This is a genomic window from Leucobacter sp. PH1c (assembly GCF_000633415.1).
GTDB lineage: Bacteria > Actinomycetota > Actinomycetes > Actinomycetales > Microbacteriaceae > Leucobacter.
In genome coordinates, this window is sequence record NZ_AYMV01000013.1 from 31,647 (window position 1) to 48,631 (window position 16,985).

A 16,985-nucleotide genomic window follows, 5' to 3' on the forward strand; every position below is an offset into this window, starting at 1 on the left:
CGCGCCCGGATCGTGAGGAACAGGGGTTCGATGACTGTCAAGGTAGCCCTCGCGGGCGTTGGAAACTGCGTGAGCTCGCTGGTGCAGGGCGTGGAGTACTACCGGGGTGCCGCAGACGATGAGCAGGTTCCCGGCCTGATGCACGTCCGCCTCGGCGGGCACCACGTCTCCGATCTCGAGTTCGTCGCAGCGTTCGAGGTCGACGCCGCGAAGGTCGGACTCGATCTCGGCGAGGCCATCTGGGCGGGCCACAACAACACGATCAAGTTCTCGGACGTGCCCGAGCTCGGCGTGACCGTGCAGCGCGGCCCCACCTACGACGGTCTGGGCGAGTACTACCGTGACGCCGTCGAGGAGTCGGACGCCGCACCCGTCGACGTCGCGCAGGTGCTCCGCGACTCGGGCGCCGATGTGCTCGCATGCTACCTGCCCGTCGGCAGCGACGAGGCTGTGAAGTTCTACGCGCAGGCCGCGCTCGACGCGGGCGTCGCATTCGTGAACGCGGTCCCCGTGTTCGTCGCGAGCGACCCCGAGTGGGCCGCGAAGTTCGTGGCCGCGGGCGTGCCGATTGTCGGCGACGACATCAAGAGCCAGGTGGGCGCCACCATCACGCACCGCGTGCTCGCGCGTCTGATGGAGAGCCGCGGCATCGCGCTCGACCACACCTACCAGCTGAACGTCGGCGGCAACATGGACTTCAAGAACATGCTCGAGCGCAGCCGCCTGAAGTCGAAGAAGATCTCCAAGACGCAGGCCGTCACCTCGAACCTCGACGTCGACCTCGCGCCTGAGGACGTCCACATCGGGCCGAGCGACCACGTGCCGTGGCTCGAGGATCGCAAGTTTGCCTTCGTGCGCCTCGAGGGGCGCGGCTTCGGTGATGTGCCCATGAGCATCGAGTACAAGCTCGAGGTGTGGGACTCCCCCAACTCGGCTGGCACGATGATCGACGCGATCCGGATCGCGCACGTCGCGCGGGAGCGCGGCATCGCCGGGCCCGTCGAGGCGGCCTCGGCCTACTTCATGAAGTCGCCGCCCGTGCAGAAGCCCGACCACGCGGCGCGCGCTGAGCTCGAGGAGTTCCTGGAGGACTCCGCGGCGTAGCTTGGGGCGGCGCTGCCGTTGTGCGCGTGTGTGGGGCTCAGCGATGTTCGCTGGGCCCCACACGCATATTCCCTCGTGTGCATGTGCGGTGCCGCTGTGCTGCTGTGGCGCGAGCTGTGCTGCTGCGGCCTGGGCTGTGCTGCTGCGGCCTGGGCTGTGCCGCTGAGCTGGGGTCTGTCCGCTGAGGCTCCGCTCGCTCGCTCGCATTCGCGCACCTTCCCCAGGAGAAATCCGATATCTCGGAGTTTCTGCCGGGGCAGGCTCCGAGATATCGGATTTCTCCGAGGAAAGTGAGCGGGAACCGGGGGACGGCATCGGCTCACTCACGGGCGAGCGAGCGAGAGCACGCACGAGCCGCACCCCCAGGCAGGCATTCCACCGAATTCCCGATCGGGAATATTCGATTCGGGGAATGGGCGCTACGCGGAGCGTGTACGCAGGCGGGAATATACCTCGACCAGTTGGGCGGCGTGCGCGTCCCAGTTGTGGCTGAGCGCGTGGGCCCGCGCCTCGGCGCCCAGCCGGGCACGGCGCTCGGGATCCCTCAGGAGCTGCGCCATCGCGCGGGCCCACTCCTCGGGATCGCGTCCCGCGACGCGCACCCCGGACTCCCCCGGCGGAGTCGCCTCGAGCAGCCCCGTGTGGGCGGCGACGATGGCGGGGACGCCTGCGGCGGCGGCCTCCAGGGCCACCAGGCCGAACGTCTCCGAGTGCGACGGCACGAGAACGAGGTCGCTGTCCGCGAAGAGCGCGGCCGCCGCCGCCCGCGACTGCGCTGGGAGGAACCGCACCCGGTCCGCGATCCCCTCCCGGTCCGCGAGCGCGCGAAGCTCGGCGGCGTAGTCCTCCGCGCCCGGGGTCGGCTCCCCGGCCACAACGAGTTCCGTGCGCCCCCAGAGCTCGGGATCTCGCCGCGCGAGGGCGGCTGCGGCGGCCACCGCGAGGTCCTGGCCCTTGAGCGGCTGCACGCGCCCCAGCACGGTCACGCGGAGCGGGCGCGAATCCGCGAGCCCCGCCCCGCACTCCGCGAGCCCAGCCCCGAACTCCGCGAGCCCTGCCCCGCTCTCCGCGAGCCCAGCCCCGATCCCGCGCGGACGGAACAGCTCGGTGTCGACGCCCGGGGTCACCACGGGAATGGGGAAGCGAGGTTCGCCGTACCCCGAGCGGATCGCCTCGCGCTCGCTCGTGCTGCACGCGATGAGCTGCGCCCGCCGGGTGAGCGCGCGCTCGCCCGCGACGCGGAGGGGCGGTTCCGGCCGGTCGCCGGGGGCGAGCCGTGCGTTCTTCTGCGCCGCGACCGTGTGCAGCGTGAGTGCCGGGATCACGCCGCTCCGCGCCGCGAGCGGCAGGGCGGCGAGCCCGCTCAGCCAGTAGTGCGCGTGCACCGCGTCAAAGGGACCGTGGGCCGCGAGCGCCGCGGCGAACACGGGTACTACGCCAGGGAGGGCCTCCTTCCGCAGTGCGGCGTCGCCGGCGGGGAGCGTGACGAGCCGGGCGCCGTCGCCGAGGGGCGAGACCACGATGCGCGCCACGGGTGCCCCGGACGGCGCTGCCCCGGGAGGAACCGAAGTCTCCGAAAGCTCCGCGGCCGCGTGTCCATCGGCCCGTGTGAACGCGGTGACGTCGTGCCCCGCCCGGGCGAGCGCCCGCGCCGCGTTCGCCACGACCACGTTCATCCCACCCGCGTCGCCGCTGCCGGGCACCGCGGCGGGCGAGGTGTGCAGGGAGACAAGGGCGATCCGCATTCCCCCACCCTAGGGATGCCCCGTCGATGTTTCACGGGAAACAGTCCGGGGCCTCCCGTGCAGGGGCGGAAAGTGATAAGCTTTCCGGGTTGTCTGTGCGCAGCGTAACCTTCGTCGCGCACCGGCACGATGCACAAACACCCTCCTGCCACAGAAATCCTGTGGCCGTGAAGTCCGAAGGAGGTGGGTCAGTTAATGCATCCGTATGAACTCATGGTGATCCTCGATCCGGGTATCGACGAGCGCACCGTGGCCCCCAGCATGGAGAAGTTCCTCGGCGTCATCCGCAACGCGGGCGGCGAGATCGAGAACGTCGACATCTGGGGCAAGCGTCGTCTTGCCTACGAGATCAAGAAGCAGTCCGAGGGCATCTACGTCGTGGTGAACTTCACCGCGTCGCACGAGGCGACCGCGGAGCTCGACCGTCAGCTCGGCCTGTCCGAGGCAGTGCTCCGCACCAAGGTGCTGCGCTCCGACGAGCTCATCGCGCAGCGCGCAGCGCAGGCGAAGCACGAGCAGGCCAAGGCGGCTCGCGCCGCGAAGGTGGGCGCGTAGCTCATGGCCGGCGAGCCGCTGATCACTGTCGTCGGTAACCTCGTTGCCGACCCCGAGCCTCGCGTGAGCCAGGCCGGCAAGTCGTGGGTGACCTTCCGGATCGCCTCGACGCCGCGCGTGCGTGACCGTCAGTCGGGTGACTGGTCGGACGGCGAACCGCTGTGGCTCGGTTGCCGCGCGTACGGTGAGTACGCCGACAACATCGCCGCCTCGCTCACGAAGGGCGCCCGCGTCATCGTCCAGGGCCGTCTCACGCAGCGCAGCTACACCGATAACCAGGGGCAGCAGCGCACGTCACTCGACCTTGAGGTCGAGGAGATCGGCCCGTCGCTCCGCTTCGCTACCGCACAGATCTCCCGGGGCCAGTCCCGCGGTCAGGTCGGCGGCTTCGGCGGCGGAAGCGGCCAGCCCGCCGGGCAGAGCAGCTGGGGTCAGCCCGCAGCAGCTCCCCAGCAGCAGGACAACCCCTGGGGCGGCCAGCCCGCTCAGGGCGGTTCCAGCGGCGGCGGCTTCGGCGGCGGTTTCGACGACGAGCAGCCCTTCTAAGGCAGCCCTCGCGCCGCCACGCGGCGCCACCCTCCCGTTCTCTCAGACGGCGAGCATCAACTTCTTGTTCCGAGCGTGCTCGGGGCATCACATGAAAAGAGACCAACTATGGCAGGCAAGTCCAGCGGCGCAGGCCGCAAGCCGGGTCGCGGCAAGAACGCTAAGGTCGTCGCACCCGCCAAGAAGCAGACCGTGGGCGTCATCGACTACAAGGACGTCGCGACGCTTCGCAAGTTCATTTCTGAGCGTGGGAAGATCCGCGCCCGTCGGATCACCGGCGTGTCCGTGCAGGAGCAGCGACTCATCGCAAAGGCCGTGAAGAACGCCCGCGAGATGGCACTCCTCCCCTACGCCGGCTCCGGCCGCTAAGGAGAACGAGAATCATGGCGAAGGTTATTCTCACGAACGAGGTCCAGGGCCTCGGTTCCGCCGGCGACGTCGTTGACGTCAAGACCGGTTACGCTCGCAACTACCTCGTGCCCCAGGGCTACGGCGTGCACTGGACCCGCGGTGGCGAGGCTCAGGTCGCGCAGCTCCGTGCGGCTCGCGAGGCGCGTGCGCTCGCTTCGGTCGAGGACGCTCAGGCGCTCAAGGCCAAGCTCCAGGAGGGCAAGATCCGCCTCCAGGCCAAGACCGGCACCGGCGGCCGCCTCTTCGGCTCGGTGAAGCCCGCTGCGGTTGCCGCTGCGGTCTCCGCTGCTGGCCTGGGCGAGATCGACAAGCGCAAGGTCACCGTCCCCTCGATCAAGTCGACGGGCGAGTACAAGGCGATCGTGCACCTCCACGAGGGCGTCGACGCCGAGATCACCCTCCAGGTGATTTCGCAGCGCTAAGCACACTGCAGTCGAGCGGGGTGGTGGTCCTTCGGGGCCGCCGCCCCGCTCGCGTTTTGTGCGGGATCGCCGGGCGGCCACGACACGCCCGAAAAAGTGAACACTCGATGTCGATTGGTGGGCCGATATCGGCGTGGCGGGATTGACATTCGGCGACTTGTCCCGACAGTTCTCCACACACGCGCCCGCTTTCCCCACCCTCAAGATCTACCTGAGACTTGAATAACTTTCAGGCTGTGGAAAATATAAACGCCTGATCAGGAGCCATAAAAAACACACCCGTGCACACTCATCCACAAGTTGTCCCCAGGATTGTGGAAAAGATGTGGCACAAATCGGCAAGTTATGCACCGAGTTATCCACAGGTGTAAAACTCAGGGGCTTGGTGTGGGCCGCAGGTGCCCGTACCGTGAATGTCTGGGGTCTGGTGTTCGATCATTGAGCACCCGTCCCGCTGCAGCGAAAAGGAGTGATCGAGTGTCGATCGCACATCTCGGGATCCCGGATCCCGCCGTCGAGGAATCCTCGCGTGGCCACGAGCGCACGCCGCCGTACGACCTGCTCGCGGAGCAGAGCGCGCTCGGTGGCATGCTCCTCTCGAAGGACGCCGTCGCGGACGTGACGGGCCTGCTCAAGGGCGGGGACTTCTACGTGCCGAAGCACGAGGTCATCTACGAGGCCGTGCTCTCGCTCTACTCGCGCGGCGAGCCGACCGATGTCATCACGGTGACGGACGAGCTCACGAAGTCGGGCGAGCTGCAGCGCGCGGGCGGCGCGGAGTACCTCCACACGGTGACGAGCATCGTGCCCACGGCCGCCAACGCGAGCTTCTACGCCGAGATCGTCGCCGAGAAGGCGCTGCTGCGCCGGCTCGTCGAGGCGGGCACCCGCATCGTGCAGATGGGCTACGCGGGCGAGGGCGAGGCGATCGACCTCGTGAACGTCGCGCAGTCGGAGATCTACGGCGTGACGGGGGAGGCGCAGGGCGAGGACTACGTGCCCCTGCACCTCGCCGTCGACGCCGCGCTGGAGGAGATCAACAAGGCCAACGGTGCGGCTGACGGCATGCTCGGCGTGCCCACCGGCTTCAGCGAGCTCGACGCGATGACGAACGGCTTCGCTGGCGGGCAGATGATCATCATCGCGGCGCGACCCGCGATGGGTAAGTCGACCCTCGCCATGGACGTTGCCCGCAACGCCTCGGTGCACGCCAATGCGCCCACCGTGTTCTTCTCCCTCGAGATGGGGCGCGCCGAGATCGCGATGCGACTGCTCGCGGCGGAGGCGAGCATTCCGATGCAGACGCTCCGGAAGGGCGCGCTCGACAACCGCGACTTCCAGAAGCTCGCGGCGACGCAGGCCCGCGTCGCCGAGGCGCCCCTGTACATCGACGACAGCCCCAACCTGACGCTCGTCGAGATCCGCGCGAAGTGCCGGCGACTGAAGCAGCAGCACGGCCTCCGCATGGTCGTCATCGACTACCTCCAGCTGCTTTCGAGCGGCAAGAAGTCCGAGAGCCGTCAGCAAGAGGTCTCCGAGTTCTCGCGTGCGCTCAAGCTGCTATCGAAGGAGCTCGACGTGCCCGTGATCGCGCTGTCGCAGCTGAACCGTGCGTCGGAGCAGCGAGCGGACAAGATGCCCGCGATCAGCGACCTGCGAGAGTCGGGCTCGCTCGAGCAGGACGCCGATATGGTCATCCTGCTGCACCGCGAGGCCGTGGGCGACCGCGACAGCCCGCGCGCGGGCGAGGCCGACTTCATCCTGGCGAAGCAGCGTAACGGCCCCACGGGCACCGTCACGGTCGCGTTCCAGGGCCACTACTCCCGCTTCCAGGACATGCCGAGCGGGATCTAGCCTGGGAGGCGGCTTCAGCCGTCGCGGGGTAGACTGGGTGTCGGTCAACGAAAGGGGAGCCATGTCCGCTGTGGCGTCATCGTCCGCGCAATCCGTGGCCCCGGAAATCGCACCCTCCCGCGCTGTGCGCCTGCTGCGCGTCGGCGTGCTGCTCGTCGCCGGCCTCGTCATCGCGTTCTCCGCGACCCTGCACGAGCAGCTCGGCTTCGACCTCGGCGTCGCGTCCGCCGCGCTCGGTGCGATCGGCATCGCCCACTTCGTCGAGTGGTTCACGCTCCGCGCGCCCGCGCGCACGGTGGTGCCGCTGCTGCTCGGTGTCGTCGGTGTGGTCGCCGCGCTGCTGCTCCCGTTCTCCAGCGCGCCCATCGCCTTCGCGGTGATCGTCGCGGCCTGGGCGCTCGCGAGCGCGCTCCTCGAGTTCATCGGCGCAGCGGTGCGCCCCGGCAGCCGCCAGGACTCGGCGCTGCTCGGCGGAGCCGGCGTCCTGCTCGCGCTCCTCGTGCTGCTCTTCCGCGACGATCAGGTCGCGATCCTCGGCTTCTTCGGGGCTTACGCGCTCCTCACGGGCGTGTTCCTCGGAATCTCCGCGTTCGACACGCGTCGCGCCGCCGGTGCAGCCGGCGACGCAGCGGGCGCCTCGCCCGCCGCCCGCTAAATCCCTTCGCCTGACCTGAAAGCAGAAGATGACTCAGTCTCCCGAGCCCGCCAAGCAGGATCCCGTGACCCCGTCGCGCCGTGATCGCCTGCGACCGCTCGAGCTGCTCGGTTTCTCCACCGTCCTGGGCGTGTTCGCGGGGCTCATCGTCCTGCTCACGACGCGAGACATCGTGCTCGGCCTCGTCTTCCTCGGCGTCGGCTTCATCGTCTCCGTGATGATGGTCGCGCTCGTCGGGCTCGGCGGCAAGCCGAGCGACGAGGACCTCGAGGCCCGCAAGGACCTGCAGAAGCCCGACAACGGCGCCAACTGGCACTGAGCCGCCGGGCGCCCGCCGCCGGCGCGTTCCGCTAGTCCTCCGGGTCGCTCGGATCGATCGGCGCGTGGTGATCGAAGCCCGACTCCGCGCGCTTCCAGTACCCGCTGATCGAGTACTGCTCCTTGCCGAAGCCGAGCTCGCCGCGCAGGTAGCGGCGGAGCGGTACGAGGCGACCGGCCTCGCCGCCCGCGAACACGTAGGTGTCCGCATCGACCCCGATCGCGACGGCGGCTTCGGCGAGCGTGCCGGGCGCCGCGTGCACGGGCACGTCGCGCCCGCCCTGCGCCGCGAGGTAGAGCCGCACCCAGTCGAGCGCTCCGGGCACATCGGCGACGACCTCGATGCGCGACTCCCGCGGCATCTCCGCGATCCAGCGCGCCGCCGCTGGCAGCGCCGTCTCGTCCGCGAAGCACACGACGCGGGGCGCAGCACTCGCCGCCGCGATCGAGCCGCGCGGCCCCACCATCACGAGCTCATCGCCCGGCTCGGCGCCGGCCGCCCAGCGCGCGGCGGGGCCTGGATCCTCGTGGCGCAGCACGTCGAGATCGAAGACGCGGTGCCCGGATCCGGGATCCTCCCGCACGTTGAGCGGCGTGAAGTCTCGCCCGAACATCTCGCCCTCCGGGCGCACGATCCCGTCCGCGTCCGCTCCGACGGGGGCGGGGGCGCGCAGCTCGCCCGTGTCCGGGTCGGGGAAGAAGATCTTCGCGTGGTCCTCGGGGCCGGTGCTCTCCCAGTCCGCGAGCTCGGGGCTCGAGAAGGTGATCCGCGTGAAGTGCTCGATTTCCGTGACGCGGGTCACCACGATCCGCCGTGCGGTGAAGCGGTGCATGGTGCGCGGGCGGGCGAAGCGTGCGGCGGGATCCTGCTCGGTCACGGTGATCCTTTCATCAGATGATTCCTCCCGAGCGTATCACCGGGCCGGGCGCACACGCCCGAAACGCAGTGCGGCCCGGGGCGAGACGCCCCGGGCCGCACTGCTGAGCGCGTCGACTACCGCTGGAGGAAGTCGAGCAGACGCGTGGCATCACCGATGTACGTCGCGGGGGTGAGTGCGAGGAGGCGCTGCTTCGCCGCGTCGCCGATCTCGAGCGCGGAGACGAACTCGATGAGCTCGGCCTGGCCGATCCGGCGCCCGCGCGTCAGCTCCTTGAGCGCCGCGTACGGGTCGCTGATGGAGGAGCGGCCCGCGGTGACCTCCGCGCGGATCACCGTCTGGATCGCCTCGCCGAGCACCTCCCAGTTCGCGTCGAGATCCGCCGCGAGCACCTCGGGGGCCGCGTCGATCTGGCCGAGGCCCTTCAGGATGTTGTCGAGCGCGAGCACCGAGTGGCCGAGGCCGACGCCGATGTTGCGCTGCGCCGAGGAGTCGGTGAGGTCGCGCTGCCAGCGGCTCGTCACGAGCGTCGCGGCGAGCGAGTCGAGGATCGCGTTCGACAGCTCGAGGTTCGCCTCGGCGTTCTCGAAGCGGATCGGGTTCACCTTGTGCGGCATGGTCGAGGATCCCGTCGCGCCCGCGACGGGGATCTGCCGGAAGTAGCCGATGGAGATGTAGCTCCAGATGTCGGTCGCGAGGTTGTGGAGGATCCGGTTCGCGTGCGCGATCCGCGTGTAGAGCTCCGCCTGCCAGTCGTGCGACTCGATCTGCGTGGTGAGGGGGTTCCAGTCGAGGCCGAGGCCCTCAACGAACTCCTGGGAGACCTGCGCCCAGTCGGTGTCGGGATCCGCCGCGAGGTGCGCCGCGAAGGTGCCGGTCGCGCCCGAGAACTTGCCGAGGTACTCGACATCGTCGATCTGGTTGAGCTGGCGCTCCAGGCGGTGGACGAACACCGCGAGCTCCTTGCCGAGCGTGGTCGGCGTGGCCGGCTGCCCGTGGGTGCGGCTCATCATCGGCAGCTCGCGGTACTGCTCGGCCTGGCGGGCGATCTCCGAGATCACGGCGTCGAAGCGCGGGCGCCACACATCGGCGATCGCCTGCTTCACGGTGAGCGCGTAGGAGAGGTTGTTGATGTCCTCGCTCGTGCAGCACACGTGCGTGAGCTCCGCGAGGTGCCCGAGGCCCTGCGACTCGAGCCTTGCGCGCACGAGGTACTCGACCGCCTTGACATCGTGCTGCGTGGTCTTCTCGGTCTCGGCGAGCTCGTCGATCTCGGCCTGGCCGAAGTCGGCGGCCCAGGCGCGCAGCGAGGCGAGCTGCTCCGGATCGATCGGGGTGCCGCCGAGCAGGGAGTGCTCGGTGAGGTACGCGAGCCACTCGACCTCGACGTGGACGCGAGCCTTGTTCAGCCCGGCCTCCGAGAGGGTATCGCCGAGCGGGGCGACGGCGGCGCGGTACCGGCCGTCGAGCGGGCTGATGGGCTGCGGGGGCAGGGGGGTCATGGCGTCTCCGTGCGGGTCGAGGCGAGCGGCGGCGGTGCGGCGCGGGCACGGCAGGGCGCCATGGCGCGCGCGATCCGGTTCCATTCTCCCATGCGGGCGGGGGAGGCGCCGCCCGCGCCGCCTAGGGCCGGTCCCGCAGCTCCGCGAGGAGCCGAGCGGCGCCGCGCTCCACCTGCGCGAGGACCGCGTCGAAGGCCGCCTGGTCGTCGAAGTAGGGGTCGAAGACGTCCGGGTCTGCGGGCTCGGCGGGATCGAAGTCGGTGAAGAGCACCACTCGTGCGGGATCGGCGCCGCGCGCGAGGAGGGCGTCGCGGTGGGTGCGGGCGAGGGCGACGAGGAGATCGTCGTGCGCGATCTCCGCGTCCGAGACCTGCGAGGCGCGGTGCGCGGAGCCGTCGAAGCCGCGCGCCGCGAGGGCCGCGAGCGTGCGCGGATCGGCGGGGCGGCCCGTGTGCCAGCCCTCCGTGCCGCTCGACGATGCGGTGAAGCGCTCGCCGAGCCCGGCGTCGGCGACGAGCCGCAGGAAGACGGCCTCGGCCATGGGGGAGCGGCAGATGTTGCCGGTGCAGACGAAGTTGACGTGGAAGGGCGCGCTCATGGCTCCAGTCTGCCCGAGCGGCCGGGCCGCGGCGCGGTGCACCCCCGGCGGATCGCCACCACCGCGCCGAACGCTGTTAGCGGTCGCGCTTCTTCTTCGTGCCGAGGAGGCTGTTCATGAAGCCGGACAGGAGCGACAGCACGAGCGCGCCGAGCACGCCCCACCAGAAGCTCTCGACCTCGAGCCCGAAGCCGGCGAGCCCGGAGATCCAGGCGACGACGGCGATCATGATGCCGTTCACGATCAGGCCGAACAGCCCGAAGGTGATGATGTACAGCGGGATCGAGACGAAGCGCACGATGCGGCCGAGCGTGCCGTTCACGAGGCCGAAGAGGAGCGCGACGAGCAGGAGCGTGATGAGGTGGCCGTACTCGCCGGCGTCGATCGGGGTGATCCACACCCCGTGGTCGCCGCTGCCGCCCACGATGAGCGTGGTGAGCCACAGCGCGAAGGCGCTGACGAGGATTCGAATGATGGCGCGCATGCGCCCATTCTCGCACCGGGATCTGGGCGCCGCGAGTGCGGCCCACCCGCCCGGGCTCAGCCTGCGGGGATGAGCAGCGCGCGGATCCGCTCGGCGATCTCGGGGGAGTGCTCGTGGTGCAGGTAGTGGTCACCGGGAATGAGGACGACCTCGCCGCGGTCCACGGCGGCAGCCTGCGCCTCATGCAGGGTCTGCCAGCCCGCGACCTCGCCGTCGTCCCCCTCCGCGATGATGAGCAGCACGGGGAGCTCGGCGGGGAACGTCTCGCCCGAGGCCGCGCTGAAGTTGGTACCCGCGAGCGCGGCCTCGCTGAACAGCGCGTCGTTCGTCCCGTTTCGCAGGGTGAGGATCCGGTTCTGCTCGCGCTGCTCCGCGGTGTAGGGCAGCCCCTCGAGCGGGTCCGGGCCGGCCGCATCGAGCTGCCGGGTGAGGCCGAGTGCGCTGAGCGTGCGCATGAGGCCGACCGGCAGCTCCACGGCGGCGCCGGGCTGATCGGGCACGCTGCTGTCGATGCCCACGAACGCCGTGACCTCTCCGGGGAAGCGATTCGCATAGGCCAGTGAGTACACGCCGGCGATCGAGTGGGCCACAAGTGCGTAGCGATCGATCCCCAGCTGGGCGAGTGCCGCGTGCACCTCTGCGACGTAGGCCTCGCTGGTGCGCGGCACGCTCGTGTCATCGCTCAGCCCGGAGCCGAACGGCTCCACGACCACCACGCGGAAGTCGCGCTCGAGCTCGGCGACGAGCGGTGCGAAGTCGATCCCGGGCGCCGCGGTGCCGAAGCCGGGCAGCAGCACGAGCGTCTCCTCGCCCGAGCCGCTCACCACGACGTTCATCTGCCGGCCGCCCACGTCCACGCGCTCCCCGTACGGCACGAGGCGCGCAGCCTCGTTCGCGCTCGCGACGGCGTTGCCGACGGCGGTACCGGCGAGCGTCAGCGCGATGGCGCTCACGAGCACGAGCAGGGTACGGAGGATGATCTTGCGAGCGGTGCGCACGAGGGGTCCCAACGATCGAGGGCGGCTTTCGGGCCCCGCAGACGGCGGGGTGAGCCCCAGTCTCGCGGGCGCGCCGGCGACCGAACAGTGCGGCGGTGTCACGAAAAGGAGTGACGAATGTCATCTCCCGCCCCTCGGTGTATCCCGATCCTGAGATACCCGCTCGATACACTGGCACGCATGAGCGACCACGCCCAGACGCCCGTCCGGTTCCGCGCCGATGTGCTCGCCGTACCCGCCTACCGGCAGGGCGCCACGCCCACGGAGCCCGGCTACAAGCTGTCGAGCAACGAGAACCCGTTCGCCCCGCTCCCCGGAGTGCTCGAGGCGATGACCGGCGCATTCGATATCAACCGCTACGCCGCCGCAGCGATGCCCGAGCTGCGCGCCGAGATCGGCGCCGAGTTCGGCGTCGACCCCGCGCACGTCCACCTCGCGGCGGGCTCGGTGGCGATCCTCTACCAGCTCGTGCAGGCCGCGGCGGCGGCGGGCGACAGCTACCTCTACGCGTGGCCGAGCTTCGAGGCCTACCCCGGGCTTGGTCTTGCCTCGGGCGCCGAGCCCGTGGGCGTGCCGCTCACGGCGGAGGCCGAGCACGATCTCGACGCGATGGCCGAGGCGATCACCGAGCGCACGCGCGTGATCCTGCTCTGCTCGCCGAACAATCCGACGGGCCCCGCGCTCCGCCGCGCCGACTTCGAGCGCTTCATGGCGCGCGTGCCCGCTGACACCCTCGTCGTGCTCGACGAGGCGTACCGCGAGTTCGTCACGGACCCCGAGGCCGTGCGCGGTGAGGACGTCCTCGCGGCGCACCCGAACCTCGTGGTGCTGCGCACGTTCTCCAAGGCGTACGGGCTGGCCGGCCTGCGGATCGGCTACGGCGTGGGGGATCCGGCGATCTTCCGCGCGGCGGCGAGCGTCGCGATCCCGCTCTCCGTGACCGGGATCGCCGAGCTCGCCGCTCGCGCCTCCCTCACCCCCGAGGCCCGCGCGGCGCACGCCGAGCGCGTGGCCGTGCTGGTCGAGCGCCGCGACCGGCTCGCCGCCGCGCTCCGCGAGCTCGGGCTCGCCGTGCCCGATGCGCAGGGCAACTTCGTCTGGATCCCCGAGGCCGAGCAGGGCGGCGTCCCCGACGTGCTCGCGCTCGCCGCCGAGTTCGCGGAGCGCGGCACGCTCGTGCGTCCGTTCGCCGCGCGTGGGCTCCGAATTTCCGTCGGCGAGGAGGAGAGCCTCCCCGTCATCATCGACCTGGTGCGAGCACATCTCGCACAGCGAGGAGGAGTCGCGTGACCGAGTCCGCACTCACCATCACCCAGCAGGATCCGGAGCCCATCCGCTTCCTCGACGACGCGGGGGCCTATGCGCCCTCGGCCACCGCGGCCGAGTACGCGGACGAGCTCGCGGGGGTCGGCGTCGCCGAGTTCCAGCAGTGGTACCGCGACATGGTCTCCACCCGTGCCTTCGACATCGAGTGCACGCACCTCCAGCGCCAGGGCCAGCTCGCGCTCTGGGTGCCGAGCATCGGCCAGGAGGGCTGCCAGGCCGGCATCGGCCGCGCCGCCGAGCCGCAGGACCACATCTTCCCGGCGTACCGCGAGCACACGATCGCCCACATCCGCGGAGTCTCGCGGGTGGATCTCGCGAAGCAGTTCCGCGGCCTCACGCACGGCGGCTGGGACGTCACCGATCCGGCGCACGGCAACTTCCACCTGTACACGCTCGTGCTCGGCGCGCAGACGCAGCACGCGACGGGCTACGCGCTCGGCCAGCTGCTCGACGCGAAGCGCGCGGCGGGGGATTCGACGCTCGACGCGGGCGAGGCCGGCACCGCGACCGGCGAGGCCACGCTCGTCTTCTACGGCGACGGCACCACGAGCCAGGGCGACGCCAACGAGTCGATGATCTTCGCCGCGAGCTACCAGACCCCCGAGGTCTTCGTCGTGCAGAACAACCGCTGGGCGATCTCCGTTCCCGTGGCACGCCAGTCGCGTACCCCGCTGTACCGCCGCGCGCTCGGCTTCGGGATCCGGGCCGTGCAGATCGACGGTAACGACCCGCTCGCGGCCTACGCGGTGGCGCGACGCTTCCTCCGCCTCGCGCGGACGGGCGAGGGCCCCGGCTACATCGAGGCGCTCACCTACCGGATCGGTGCGCACACCACGAGTGACGACCCCACCCGCTACCGCGAGGAGGAGGAGCTCGCCCGCTGGGAGGAGCGCGACCCCGTGGCGCGGCTCGAGGCGTACCTGCGCTCGCTCGGTGTCGCCGACGACTTCTTCGCGGAGGTGCACGAGACCGCGGACCGCGAGGCGAAGGTCGCGCGCGACGCGATCCTGAGCCTGCCGGCGCCCGAGCCGGATTCCATGTTCGCGCACGTCTACGCGGAGGAGCACCCGCGCATCGAGGAGCAGCGCGCGTGGCTCGCCCGCTACGAGGCCTCGTTCGAGCACCAGGAGGGGACGGGCGCATGAGCACCGAGACCACGACCACCGCAGGCGCACGCGCCGTCGCCACGCTGAGCGAGCCGACCACGCTGCCGATCGCCCGAGCCATCAACGAGGGGCTCCGCGCGGCGATGGCCGCCGACGATCGGGTGCTCCTCATGGGTGAGGACATCGGTCCGCTCGGCGGCGTCTTCCGCGTCACGGATCGGCTCCAGCAGGACTTCGGCTCCGCCCGCGTGCTCGACACCCCGCTCGCGGAGGCCGGCATCGTCGGCAGCGCGATCGGACTCGCGATGCGCGGCTACCGCCCGGTCGTCGAGATCCAGTTCGAGGGCTTCATCTTCCCGGCGTTCAACCAGATCGTCACGCAGCTCGCGAAGCTCACCAACCGGCACGACGGCGTCGTGTCGATGCCCGTCGTGATCCGTGTGCCCTACGGCGGGCACATCGGGGCCGTCGAGCACCACCAGGAGAGCCCGGAGGCGTACTTCGCGCACACCCCGGGGCTCCGCGTGGTCGCGCCGTCGACCGCGAACGATGCGTACTGGATGATCCAGCAGGCGATTGCGTCGCCCGATCCGGTGCTGTTCTTCGAGCCGAAGGCGAAGTACTGGCAGAAGGGCGAGGTCGACCCGAGCGCTCCGGCCGCCGCGCTCCACCAGACGCGGATCGCGCGCACGGGCGCCGACTGCACCGTCGTCGGCCACGGCGCAATGGTGACGACGCTGCTGCAGGCCGCCGAAATTGCGCAGAGCGAGGGCACGAGCCTCGAGGTGGTCGACCTCCGCAGCGTCTCGCCGATCGACTACGCGCCGCTCATCGCCTCCGTGCGCAAGACGGGTCGCCTCGTCGTCGCGCAGGAGGCACAGGGTGGCGCGAGCGTGGGCAGCGAGATCGCCGCCCACGTCTCGGAGCACGCCTTCACGGCGCTGCAGGCCCCCGTCATGCGGGTCTCCGGATACGATGTTCCCTTCCCCCCGGCGCACCTGGAGAGCCTGTATCTCCCGGACGCTGATCGCGTGCTCGAAGCGGTCGACCGGGCCCTGCACTACTAACCCTCGGAGGATTCGCGATGAGTGAGATGTCCTTTCCCCTGCCGGACGTCGGCGAGGGGCTGACCGAGGCCGAGATCGTGGCCTGGAAGGTGGCGCCCGGTGACACGGTCGCGCTGAACCAGGTGATCTGCGAGATCGAGACCGCGAAGTCGATCGTCGAGCTGCCATCGCCGTTCGTGGGCACCGTCACCGAGCTGCTCGCGCAGCCGGGCCAGACGGTTCCGGTGGGCGAAGCGATCATGCGCGTCTCGACGGGCGGCGACGCCGCCCCCGCGGACGCCGCGCCGGCGCCGCAGGCCGCCCCCGCGGTGGTCGAGGAGGCGCGGGAGATCGCCGCCGACGCCGCCGCGAGCGTCGAGCACGAGGAGGGCGCCGGTGCGGTGCTCGTCGGCTACGGGACGACGGGCGCGGCGAAGTCGCGCCGCCGCTCGGGCGGCGAGCCGCTGCTCCCCACGCCCGGTGCGGTTCCCGCCGCGGTCGCGGCCGCCGGAACGGCCCCCGGTGCGGTGCTCGCGAAGCCCCCGATCCGCAAGCTCGCGAAGGATCTCGGCGTGCCGCTCGCCGAGGTGAGCGGCACGGGCCCCGCAGGCGAGGTGACCCGCACGGACGTCGAGCGACACGCGGGCCAGGCCCGTCTCTTCCGCAACCTCGAGACGCCGGAACCGCCCGAGGTGCGCGAGGAGCGGATCCCGCTCAAGGGCATGCGCAAGCAGATCGCCAAGGCGATGGTCGCGAGCGCCTCCGAGGCCCCCCACGTGAGCGTCTTCACCGAGGTCGACGCGACGCGCACCATGGAGTTCGTGAAGCGGCTCAAGACGTCCTCCGCCTTCGCCGGCGTGAAGGTCTCGCCGCTCCTCATCTTCGCGAAGGCGATGCTGTGGGCGATCCGCCGCAACCCGGAGGTCAACTCGACCTTCACGGAGACCGAGATCATCCGCCGCAACTTCGTCAACCTGGGGATCGCGGCCGCGACGCCCCGCGGCCTCGTGGTGCCGAACATCAAGGAAGCGCAGGAGCTCAGCCTGCTCGACCTCGCGAAGGCGATCGAGCAGCTGACCATCACCGCGCGCGAGGGCCGCACCCAGCCCGCCGAGATGCAGCAGGGCACGATCACGATCACGAACATCGGCGTGTTCGGGATGGACTTCGGCACGCCGATCCTGAACCCGGGGGAGTGCGCGATCATGGCGATGGGCACGATCCGGCAGAAGCCGTGGGTCGTGGACGGCGAGGTGCGCCCGCGCATGGTCACGACGGTGGGTGGCTCGTTCGACCACCGCATCGTCGACGGTGATGTGATCTCGCGCTTCGTGGCCGACGTGGCCTCCGTGCTCGAGGAGCCCGCGCTCCTGCTCGACTAGGGCGTGGGGCTGGGCAGGCGCCGCGGCACCTGAGTCACCCGGGCGGTGCCGGATC

Annotated in this window: 18 protein-coding genes; 12 read left to right on the forward strand and 6 right to left on the reverse strand. The window is 70.6% G+C overall.

The window, feature by feature from the left end:
- Window positions 1–30 precede the first annotated feature (30 nt).
- Window positions 31–1,104, forward strand: coding sequence for an inositol-3-phosphate synthase (locus tag U874_RS0104695; RefSeq protein WP_025133391.1), 1,074 nt, complete (start codon window positions 31–33; stop codon window positions 1,102–1,104).
- A 419-nt stretch (window positions 1,105–1,523) separates the two neighbouring features.
- Here U874_RS0104695 and U874_RS0104700 read toward each other — a convergent pair whose 3' ends face one another.
- Window positions 1,524–2,849: a glycosyltransferase gene (locus U874_RS0104700; protein ID WP_025133392.1), complete on the reverse strand. Its 1,326-nt coding sequence runs from the start codon at window positions 2,847–2,849 to the stop codon at window positions 1,524–1,526.
- Window positions 2,850–3,044: 195 nt separating this feature from the next.
- Here U874_RS0104700 and rpsF point away from each other — a divergent pair, with 195 nt between their 5' ends.
- From rpsF to U874_RS0104735, 7 genes are all read left to right on the forward strand, one after another.
- Window positions 3,045–3,404 (forward strand): 30S ribosomal protein S6, encoded by a 360-nt coding sequence (rpsF, locus tag U874_RS0104705; protein WP_025133393.1) that lies wholly within the window; start codon window positions 3,045–3,047, stop codon window positions 3,402–3,404.
- 3 nt (window positions 3,405–3,407) lie between these two features.
- Complete coding sequence (gene ssb / locus U874_RS0104710) at window positions 3,408–3,950, forward strand: single-stranded DNA-binding protein (protein WP_025133394.1); 543 nt, start codon at window positions 3,408–3,410, stop codon at window positions 3,948–3,950.
- A gap of 108 nt (window positions 3,951–4,058) precedes the next feature.
- Window positions 4,059–4,319 carry a 30S ribosomal protein S18 gene (gene rpsR / locus U874_RS0104715; protein WP_025133395.1) on the forward strand — a complete coding sequence of 87 codons (261 nt, stop codon included), beginning with the start codon at window positions 4,059–4,061 and terminating at the stop codon, window positions 4,317–4,319.
- Between the two features lie 14 nt (window positions 4,320–4,333).
- A complete protein-coding gene (gene rplI / locus U874_RS0104720) occupies window positions 4,334–4,783 on the forward strand; it encodes a 50S ribosomal protein L9 (RefSeq protein WP_025133396.1) in 450 nt (149 codons plus the stop codon).
- A gap of 477 nt (window positions 4,784–5,260) precedes the next feature.
- Complete coding sequence (dnaB, locus tag U874_RS0104725) at window positions 5,261–6,637, forward strand: replicative DNA helicase (RefSeq protein WP_025133397.1); 1,377 nt, start codon at window positions 5,261–5,263, stop codon at window positions 6,635–6,637.
- Window positions 6,638–6,761: 124 nt separating this feature from the next.
- On the forward strand, window positions 6,762–7,292 hold the full coding sequence (locus tag U874_RS0104730; RefSeq protein WP_232755868.1) for a hypothetical protein: 531 nt from the start codon (window positions 6,762–6,764) through the stop codon (window positions 7,290–7,292).
- A gap of 28 nt (window positions 7,293–7,320) precedes the next feature.
- A complete protein-coding gene (locus tag U874_RS0104735) occupies window positions 7,321–7,611 on the forward strand; it encodes a hypothetical protein (protein ID WP_025133399.1) in 291 nt (96 codons plus the stop codon).
- A gap of 31 nt (window positions 7,612–7,642) precedes the next feature.
- On the opposite strand, the gene U874_RS0104740 is transcribed toward U874_RS0104735, so the two are convergent.
- The 5 genes from U874_RS0104740 to U874_RS0104760 form a co-directional block, all read right to left on the reverse strand.
- Window positions 7,643–8,488, reverse strand: coding sequence for a siderophore-interacting protein (locus tag U874_RS0104740; protein WP_025133400.1), 846 nt, complete (start codon window positions 8,486–8,488; stop codon window positions 7,643–7,645).
- Window positions 8,489–8,604: 116 nt separating this feature from the next.
- Entirely contained in the window at window positions 8,605–9,990 is a 1,386-nt protein-coding gene (gene purB / locus U874_RS0104745; RefSeq protein WP_025133401.1) for an adenylosuccinate lyase, read from the reverse strand.
- A 121-nt stretch (window positions 9,991–10,111) separates the two neighbouring features.
- Window positions 10,112–10,588: a low molecular weight protein-tyrosine-phosphatase gene (locus U874_RS0104750; RefSeq protein WP_025133402.1), complete on the reverse strand. Its 477-nt coding sequence runs from the start codon at window positions 10,586–10,588 to the stop codon at window positions 10,112–10,114.
- 76 nt (window positions 10,589–10,664) lie between these two features.
- Window positions 10,665–11,072, reverse strand: coding sequence for a phage holin family protein (locus U874_RS0104755; protein ID WP_025133403.1), 408 nt, complete (start codon window positions 11,070–11,072; stop codon window positions 10,665–10,667).
- 56 nt (window positions 11,073–11,128) lie between these two features.
- Window positions 11,129–12,070, reverse strand: a complete 942-nt coding sequence (locus tag U874_RS0104760; protein WP_025133404.1) for an alpha/beta fold hydrolase — start codon at window positions 12,068–12,070, stop codon at window positions 11,129–11,131.
- Window positions 12,071–12,250: 180 nt separating this feature from the next.
- Between U874_RS0104760 and U874_RS0104765 the strand changes: the two genes are divergently transcribed.
- Genes U874_RS0104765 through U874_RS0104780 form a run of 4 tightly spaced genes read left to right on the forward strand, consistent with a single transcriptional unit; the run spans window position 12,251 to window position 16,930 of the window.
- Window positions 12,251–13,360 (forward strand): histidinol-phosphate transaminase, encoded by a 1,110-nt coding sequence (locus U874_RS0104765; RefSeq protein ID WP_025133405.1) that lies wholly within the window; start codon window positions 12,251–12,253, stop codon window positions 13,358–13,360.
- A complete protein-coding gene (locus tag U874_RS0104770) occupies window positions 13,357–14,541 on the forward strand; it encodes a thiamine pyrophosphate-dependent enzyme (RefSeq protein ID WP_232755869.1) in 1,185 nt (394 codons plus the stop codon). The genes U874_RS0104765 and U874_RS0104770 overlap by 4 nt, the downstream gene beginning before the upstream one ends.
- Window positions 14,538–15,569, forward strand: coding sequence for an alpha-ketoacid dehydrogenase subunit beta (locus U874_RS0104775; RefSeq protein ID WP_081809899.1), 1,032 nt, complete (start codon window positions 14,538–14,540; stop codon window positions 15,567–15,569). The genes U874_RS0104770 and U874_RS0104775 overlap by 4 nt, the downstream gene beginning before the upstream one ends.
- 17 nt (window positions 15,570–15,586) lie before the next feature.
- Window positions 15,587–16,930: a dihydrolipoamide acetyltransferase family protein gene (locus tag U874_RS0104780; protein WP_025133408.1), complete on the forward strand. Its 1,344-nt coding sequence runs from the start codon at window positions 15,587–15,589 to the stop codon at window positions 16,928–16,930.
- Window positions 16,931–16,985: the final 55 nt, after the last annotated feature.

Coding starts and splice junctions, on each gene's coding strand:
- U874_RS0104695 (WP_025133391.1), top strand. CDS start 31: ATGACTGTCAAGGTAGCCCTCGCGGGCGTTGGAAACTGCGTGAGCTCG.
- U874_RS0104700 (WP_025133392.1), bottom strand. CDS start 2,849: ATGCGGATCGCCCTTGTCTCCCTGCACACCTCGCCCGCCGCGGTGCCC.
- rpsF (WP_025133393.1), top strand. CDS start 3,045: ATGCATCCGTATGAACTCATGGTGATCCTCGATCCGGGTATCGACGAG.
- ssb (WP_025133394.1), top strand. CDS start 3,408: ATGGCCGGCGAGCCGCTGATCACTGTCGTCGGTAACCTCGTTGCCGAC.
- rpsR (WP_025133395.1), top strand. CDS start 4,059: ATGGCAGGCAAGTCCAGCGGCGCAGGCCGCAAGCCGGGTCGCGGCAAG.
- rplI (WP_025133396.1), top strand. CDS start 4,334: ATGGCGAAGGTTATTCTCACGAACGAGGTCCAGGGCCTCGGTTCCGCC.
- U874_RS0104735 (WP_025133399.1), top strand. CDS start 7,321: ATGACTCAGTCTCCCGAGCCCGCCAAGCAGGATCCCGTGACCCCGTCG.
- purB (WP_025133401.1), bottom strand. CDS start 9,990: ATGACCCCCCTGCCCCCGCAGCCCATCAGCCCGCTCGACGGCCGGTAC.
- U874_RS0104750 (WP_025133402.1), bottom strand. CDS start 10,588: ATGAGCGCGCCCTTCCACGTCAACTTCGTCTGCACCGGCAACATCTGC.
- U874_RS0104755 (WP_025133403.1), bottom strand. CDS start 11,072: ATGCGCGCCATCATTCGAATCCTCGTCAGCGCCTTCGCGCTGTGGCTC.
- U874_RS0104765 (WP_025133405.1), top strand. CDS start 12,251: ATGAGCGACCACGCCCAGACGCCCGTCCGGTTCCGCGCCGATGTGCTC.
- U874_RS0104775 (WP_081809899.1), top strand. CDS start 14,538: ATGAGCACCGAGACCACGACCACCGCAGGCGCACGCGCCGTCGCCACG.
- U874_RS0104780 (WP_025133408.1), top strand. CDS start 15,587: ATGAGTGAGATGTCCTTTCCCCTGCCGGACGTCGGCGAGGGGCTGACC.